This window comes from Streptomyces sp. NPDC058008 (assembly GCF_042886395.1).
Lineage (GTDB): Bacteria > Actinomycetota > Actinomycetes > Streptomycetales > Streptomycetaceae > Streptomyces.
On the sequence record NZ_JBHVQX010000065.1, the window covers coordinates 1 to 8,134 of the forward strand.

Consider the following 8,134-nt stretch of genomic DNA (forward strand, 5'->3'; position numbering starts at 1 on the left):
GTTGTGCGGGTGCCGGAGGGGTGGTCTTTCGCTCAGGCGGCGACGGTGCCGGCGGTGTTCTTGACGGCGTATTACGCGTTGGTGGATCTGGCGGGTATGCGTGCGGGTGAGTCGCTTCTGGTGCATGCGGCTGCGGGTGGGGTGGGGATGGCGGCGGTGCAGTTGGCGGCGTATTTGGGTGTTGAGGTGTATGCGACGGCGAGTGAGCCGAAGTGGCCGGTGGTGGAGTCGTTGGGGATTGGTTCGGATCGGATTGCTTCGTCGCGGACGCTGGAATTCGGTGAGCGTTTTGGTGGTGTGGATGTGGTGTTGAACTGTTTGGCGCGGGAGTTTGTGGATACGTCGTTGGGTTTGTTGGGGGAGGGTGGTCGGTTCCTGGAGATGGGTAAGACCGATATTCGTGATGTGGCTGATGTTGCGGTGGGGTGGCCGGGGGTTTCGTATCGGGCGTTTGATCTGGGTGAGGCTGGTGTGGTGCGGATGGGGGAGATGTTGTCCCATCTGGTGGAGTTGTTCGAGCGGGGTGTGCTGTCGCCGTTGCCGGTCACGGCGTGGGATACGCGGCAGGCGCCGGAGGCGTTCCGGTATCTGAGTCAGGCCCGGCATACCGGCAAGGTGGTTCTGACGACTCCGGCGGCGTCGCTGGATGGTCCGGTGCTGGTCACGGGCGGTACGGGTGTGATCGGGTCGGCGGTGGCCCGGCATCTGGTCGTCACGCACAACGTGACTGATCTTGTTCTGGTGAGCCGTCGTGGTCCGGATGCTCCTCACGCTGGCGAACTCGTCGAGGAGCTGGAGGGTTTGGGGGCGAGGGTTCGGGTTGCGGCGTGTGATGTGGGTGACCGTGACGCCCTTGCGGCTTTGCTTTCCACGGTTTCTGGTTTGCGGGGTGTGGTGCATGCGGCTGGTGTTCTGGATGACGGGGTTGTGTCGGCGTTGTCGGTGGAGCGGTTGGATGGGGTTCTGCGTCCGAAGGTGGATGCTGCGTGGTATTTGCATGAGTTGACGGCGGGTTTTGATCTGTCGTTCTTCGTGTTGTTCTCGTCGGCGGCGGGTGTTTTCGGTGCGCCGGGTCAGGGCAGTTATGCTGCCGCGAATTCGTTCTTGGATGCGTTGGCTCAGTATCGTCGTAGGGCGGGGTTGCCGGCGCATTCTCTGGCGTGGGGTTTGTGGTCGGATCGTAGTGAGATGACGGGGGATTTGCGGGGTTCGGATCTGGCTCGGATGGGTCGTATGGGGGTGAGGGGTTTTTCTGTCGAGCAGGGTTTGGCGTTGTTCGACAGTGCGGTGGGGTCGCCTCGTGGGTTTGTGGTTCCGGTGCGGCTTGATGTGGGTGTGTTGCGGGGTCAGGGTGTGGTGGCTCCGTTGCTGCGTGGTGTGGTGGGTGTGCCGGCGAGGCGTGTGGCCAGTGGTGATGGGTTGGGTGGTGGTGGTTTGGCGGGTCGTCTTGCGGGGTTGTCGCGGGTGGAGCGGGAGCGTGCGTTGCGTGATCTGGTGCGGGCGCAGGCGGCGGTGGTGTTGGGGCATGGGAATGCGGATGCGGTGGATGCGGAGCGGGCGTTCAAGAGCCTGGGGTTTGATTCGCTGACCGCGGTGGAGTTGCGGAACCGGTTGGGGGCGGCGACGGGGGTGCGGCTGGCGGTGACGGCGGTGTTCGATCATCCGACTCCGGCTGCTCTTGCGGTGGAGCTGGGTTCGTTGCTGGGTCTTGAGGACCGGCCTGATCGGTCGGTGGTGGTGCCGGCCGGGCCTGTGGGTGTGGGTGTGGGTGGTGGTGATGATCCGGTGGTGATTGTCGGGATGAGTTGCCGTTTTCCTGGTGGGGTGCGGTCGCCGGAGGATCTGTGGGAGGTGCTGGCGGGTGAGCGGGATGCGATGACGGCGTATCCGACGGATCGTGGGTGGGATGTTTCGGGTCTGGGTGCTGTGGATGATCCGGATACGGTGTATGAGCAGGTTGGTGGGTTCTTGCATGATGTGGCGGATTTCGATCCGGAGTTCTTCGGGATCTCGCCGCGTGAGGCGTTGGCGATGGATCCGCAGCAGCGGCTTCTGCTGGAGACCAGCTGGGAGGCTCTCGAGCGAGCGGGGATCGATCCCACCACCCTCCACGCCACCCCCACCGGCGTCTTCGCAGGGTTGATCTACAACGACTACGCCGCGAGGTTCCCGGGCCTGCTCAGCGGTTTCGAGGGATACCTCGGCAACGGCAGCGCCAACAGCGTCGCGTCCGGCCGGGTGGCGTACGCGCTCGGGCTCGAGGGCCCGGCGATCACGGTGGACACGGCCTGCTCCTCCTCCCTGGTCTCCCTCCACCTCGCCGCCCAGGCCCTCCGGCAAGGCGAATGCACCCTGGCCATCGCCGGAGGCGTGACCACGATGGCGACGCCGCGGCCGATGGTCGAATTCAGCCGGGTCGGCGGCCTGGCCCCCGACGGCCGCTGCAAGGCGTTCGGCGCGGAGGCGAACGGGATGGGCTTCGCCGAGGGTGTGGGCATGCTGGTGGTCGAGCGCCTCTCGGACGCCCGCCGCAACGGGCACCCGGTGCTCGCGGTGCTGCGGGGTTCGGCCCTCAACCAGGACGGTGCGTCGAACGGCCTGACCGCACCCAGCGGCCCCGCTCAGGAACGGGTGATCCGTCAGGCTCTGGCCAACGCGGGAATGTCCGCGTCCGAGATCGACGTGATCGAGGCACACGGCACGGGGACCCCTCTGGGTGACCCGATCGAGGCGCAGGCGCTGCTGGCCACCTACGGACAGGACCGTCCGGAGGACCGTCCCGTTCTCCTCGGCTCCGTGAAGTCGAACATCGGCCACACCCAGGCCGCCGCAGGCGTCGCGGGTGTCATCAAGATGGTGCTGGCCATGCGGAACGGTGTGGTTCCCCGTACGTTGCACGTCGAGCGGCCCACCTCGCACGTCGAGTGGGACACGGGGGCCGTGCGGCTCGCCGCCGACAGCGTGCCGTGGCCCGAGACGGGCCGGCCGCGCCGGGGCGCGGTGTCGTCGTTCGGGATCAGCGGCACCAACGCGCACGTGATCGTGGAGCAGGCCCAGGAGCAGCCGGCCCCCGAAGTACCCGACGCCCCGGACGAGCTGCACGTGCCGTGGGTGCTCTCGGCCAGGAACACCGAGGGCCTGCGGGCTCAGGCACGATCCCTGCACGAAAGGGTGGTCGCCGAACCGGCACTCGCACCGGCCGACGTCGCCCGCTCCCTGGTGACCACCCGGGCCACGTTCGGACACCGTGCCGTGATGGTCGGGCGGACCCGCGAGGACCTCCTGCGCCAGCTGTCCGCCCTGGGCCGCGGCGAACCCGTCGCGGGTCTGGTCGAAGGCGTCGCGGCGGCCCGCTCCAGGACCGTGTTCGTCTTCCCCGGGCAGGGGGCGCAGTGGGCCGGTATGGCCGGAGCACTGCTCGACACCTCACCCGTGTTCGCCGAGCACATCGACCGGTGTGCCGCGGCACTGCGTCCGCACACCGACTGGTCGCTGCTCGACGTACTGCTGGAGCGCCCCGGCGCACCCTCACTGGACCGGGTCGACGTGGTGCAGCCCGCGCTGTGGGCCGTCATGGTGTCGCTCGCCGAAGTGTGGAGGTCGCACGGGGTCGAACCGGACGCCGTGGTCGGTCACTCACAGGGCGAGTTGGCCGCCGCGTGTGTGTCCGGTGTGCTGTCGCTCGCCGACGCGGCCAGGGTGGTCGCACTGCGCAGCCGGCTGATCGGCCGGGAACTGGCCGGGCAGGGCGGCATGGTGTCGCTTCCGCTGCCCGTGGCCGACGCCGCGGGCCTCCTGGAGCCGTGGGGCGAGCGGATCTGCGTCGCCACGGTGAACGGGCCGAACTCCACCGTCGTCGCGGGTGAGCCCGGAGCACTGGACGAGCTGGTCGCCGCATGCGAGCGGGACGGGGTGCGGGCCCGCCGCGTCCCGGTGGACTACGCCTCGCACACCCCGCAGGTCGAGCGGCTCCGCGAACCGCTGCTGGAGCTGGCCGCGCCGATCGTCCCACGTCCAGGACGTCTCCCGATGTACTCGGCCGTGACCGCGGAACTCCTCGACGCCGAGGAGGCGGGTGCCGAGTACTGGTACCGCAACCTGCGTGAGACCGTGCGGTTCGAGGAGGTCACGCGCACGTTGGCCGCATCCGGCCACGAGGTCTTCATCGAGGTCAGCCCGCACCCGGTGCTGATCAACGGCATCGAGGAGACGCTCAAGGACCGCGACGCCGAGATCGTCGCCACCGGAACCCTGCGCCGTGACAAGGGCGGCCGGGACAGGTTGCTGACCGCACTCGCGGAGCAGTTCGTGACGGGGGCCACCGTGAACTGGCCGACCGCGTTCGACGGCGGCCTGAGGGTGGAACTGCCGACGTACGCGTTCCAGCGCCAGCGCTACTGGCTGGACTCTCCCGCACCGTCCGAGGAGACCACCGCACAGGGCGGTTCGAGCATGGACGACGTGTTCTGGGCCGCGGTGGAACGTGAGGACTTCGACGGCCTCACCGCCACCCTCGCCGCAGCGGACACGGGAGCCGGAGCAGACATCCAGTCCTCCCTGTCCGCCGTACTTCCGGTGCTCTCGGAATGGCGCCGGCAGCAGGGCGAGCAGGACACCGTGGACTCGTGGCGGTACGGGATCGAGTGGGCGCCTGTTCCGGACGACGGTGCCGCTCCGCTGTCCGGCACCTGGCTCCTGGCCGTCCCCGAAGGGTTCGAGGAGGACCGGAGGGTGTCGGCCCTGGTGGCAGGCATCGAGCGGCGCGGCGCGAAAGCGGTAGCGCTCGTCCTTCCCTCCCGCGAACCCGCGGAGGACGCGTCCGAGCAGGCCGCAGACCTCGTGGGACACCTCCGGTCGGCGCTCGGCGAGCATCCCGATGTGACGGGGGTCCTGTCCGTGACCGCCTGGGACGAGACGCCGCACCCGGCTTCCCCGCTGGTACCGAGGGGTTACGCCGCCAACCTCGCGCTGATCCAGGCCCTCGACGTCGCGGGTGCGGACGTCCGGCTCTGGTGCGTGACCAGCGGTGCGGTGACGACGGGCGCTCACGACGCCCCGGTGGTTCCCGCACAGGCACTGGTGTGGGGGCTGGGACGGGTGGCCGCACAGGAGCACCCGGACCGCTGGGGAGGGCTCATCGACCTGCCGGCCGATCCCGGGGAGCACGCGGTGACACGGCTGTGCGGGCTGCTGGCCGGCGGGTCCGGCGAGGACCAGATCGCCGTCCGCGCCACCGGCCCGGTCGCCAGGAGGCTGGCGCGTACGCCCGTCCCCAGCGGCAGCACCGGACAGTGGCCCCCCACCGGAACCGCTCTGATCACGGGGGGCACCGGTGCCATCGGAGGCCACGTCGCACGCTGGCTGGCCGCGAACGGCGCGGAGCACCTGATGCTGCTGAGCCGTCAGGGGCCGCAGGCCGAGGGGGCCGAGGAACTGCGGGCCGACCTGATCGGGGCGGGCGCGCGGGTCACCGTCCTCGCCTGCGACACCGGAGACCGGGACGCCCTCGCGGCCGCGCTGGCCGGGATACCGGACGAGCTGCCACTGACGTCGGTGTTCCACACCGCCGCGGTCCTGGACGACGGACGCCTGGACACGCTCACCGTGCCCCGCGCGGACGCGGTCCTGCGGGCGAAGGCCGGCACCGCCTGGAACCTGCACGAGCTGACCGAGCACCTGGACCTGTCGGCGTTCGTCCTCTTCTCCTCCACCGCGGGCACCTTCGGCGCCGCCGGCCAGGGGAACTACGCGCCCGGCAACGCGTTCCTCGACGCCCTCGCGTGGTACCGCCGGGCACACGGCAGGACAGCCACCTCCATCGCCTGGGGCGCCTGGGCCCAGGGCGGTATGGCGGAGAAGGAGGCCGTGGTCGAACTGCGCCGCAGGCACGGTGTCCCGGCCATGTCCCCCGAGCTCGCGACGCTGGCGCTGCGCAAGGCTCTGGACGCCGACGACACGGTCGTGGTCCTGGCCGACATCGACTGGGACCGCTTCTACCCCGCCTACACAGCGGCGCGCCCCAGCCCGCTGCTGCACGGCCTGGACGAGATCCGCCATCTCCAGCAGCATGCGGCCACCGACCACCGGTCCGGAACAACCGCGGAGGGACCGGCCCTGGCCGACCGCCTCACAGGACTCAGCCGCCCGGAACAGGACCGGCTGCTGCGCGACGTGGTCCGCACACACGCCGCCGTGGTCCTCGGCCACGACGCTCCCGAGGACGTATCCGTGAAACGGCCGTTCTGGGAACTGGGCCTGGACTCCGTCACCGCGGTGCAACTGCGCAACCGGCTCGGCGGTGTGGCGGGACGCAAGTTGCCGGCCGGACTGGTCTTCGACTACCCCACCGTCAACGGCCTGGTGGACTACCTGCGCGGCGAGCTGTGCCAGGACACGACCGAGGGCACCCCGCTCCTCTCCGACCTGGACCGGCTCGACAACGCACTGGCCGTCCTGTCCGACGACGACCCGAGGCGGGAAGAAGTGGCACAGCGGCTGGAGAAGCTGCTGCGCAGGGTGAGCCCGGTCCCGCTCGTCATGCAGGCGACCACCCGGGACTGGGACCTGGACGAGGCCTCCCACGACGAGGTGTTCGCGCTCATCGACGAGGAACTGGGGGAGGCGTAGACCGGCCCCCCCCGCCCCCACTCCTCCGACCGCAGGTACGACACGAACGGACCAGGTGAGAACTCATGGCGAGTGAAGACAAGCTCTTCGACTACCTCAAGCGCGTCACCGCCGAGCTGAAGGAGACACGCGCCCGCCTTCAGGCCGCGGAGTCGGCAGCCGACGAGCCGGTGGCGATCGTCGGCATGAGCTGCCGGTACCCCGGCGGAGTGTCTTCACCTGAGGACCTCTGGCGGCTGGTGTCCGACGGCGTGGACGCGATCTCCGAGGTGCCGTCCGACCGTGGCTGGGACCTGGGAAGCCTGTTCGACGCGGACGGGGAGCAGCGTCCTGGTACCTCGTACGTGAACAGGGGCGGATTCCTCTACGACGCGGGGGAGTTCGATGCCGGGTTCTTCGGGATTTCGCCGCGTGAGGCGTTGGCGATGGATCCGCAGCAGCGGTTGTTGCTGGAGACGTCCTGGGAGCTCTTCGAGCGTGCGGGTATCGATCCGTCGTCGGTCCGGGGAAGCCACACGGGCGTCTTCGTGGGCTCCAGCTTCCACGGCTACGGCGGTGACTCGAACGCCGCCCCCGACGAGGTCAAGGGCTATCTGCTCACCGGCCGTGCGGACAGCGTGATCTCCGGGCGGATCTCCTACGCCATGGGGCTCGAAGGCCCGGCGCTCACCGTGGACACGGCCTGCTCGTCGTCGCTCGTCGCCCTGCACCTTGCGGTGAACTCCCTGCAGCGGCACGAGAGCTCCCTCGCCATCGCCGGTGGCGTGATGGTCATGGCCACCCCCGAGGTGTTCGTCGAGTTCAGCCGTCAGCAGGGCCTGTCCCGTGACGGCCGGTGCCGGTCCTTCGCGAGCAGCGCTGACGGGACAGGACTCTCCGAAGGCGTCGGGCTGCTGCTGGTGGAGCGGTTGTCCGACGCGGTGCGCAACGGGCATCAGGTGCTGGCTGTGGTGCGGGGTTCGGCGGTGAACCAGGACGGTGCGTCGAACGGTCTGACGGCCCCGAACGGTCCGGCCCAGCAGCGGGTGATCCGCCAGGCCCTGGCCGAGGCGGACCTCGCCCCCGTACAGATCGACGTCGTCGAGGCCCACGGCACAGGTACGACGCTGGGTGACCCGATCGAGGCGGAAGCGCTGCTGGCCACGTACGGTCAGGATCGGCCTGCGGAGTTGCCGCTGTTGTTGGGGTCGTTGAAGTCGAATATCGGGCATGCGCAGGCGGCTGCGGGTGTGGGTGGGGTCATCAAGATGGTGATGGCCATGCGTCATGGTGTGGTGCCGGCGACGTTGCATGTGGATGAGCCGTCCGCGGAGGTGGACTGGGCTTCTGGTGCGGTGGAGTTGGTTACTGAGCGGGTGGGTTGGCCGGAGACGGGTCGGGTGCGGCGGGCTGGTGTGTCGTCGTTCGGGGTGAGTGGGACGAATGCGCATGTGATTGTGGAGCAGGCGCCGGAGGTGGCTGGGTCTGTTGGTGGGGGTGTGTCGGTTGGTGGGGGTGTGGTGCCGTG

Annotated in this window: 2 protein-coding genes; both read left to right on the plus strand. The window is 69.4% G+C overall.

Translation table 11 applies throughout. From position 1 onward, the window contains the following. Positions 1-6,627: type I polyketide synthase (locus tag ACFVS9_RS34040; protein WP_389938865.1), on the plus strand; the 6,627-nt coding region annotated here is incomplete at its 5' end. 65 nt (positions 6,628-6,692) lie between these two features. After that, positions 6,693-8,134: type I polyketide synthase (locus ACFVS9_RS34045; RefSeq protein WP_389938868.1), on the plus strand; the 1,442-nt coding region annotated here is incomplete at its 3' end.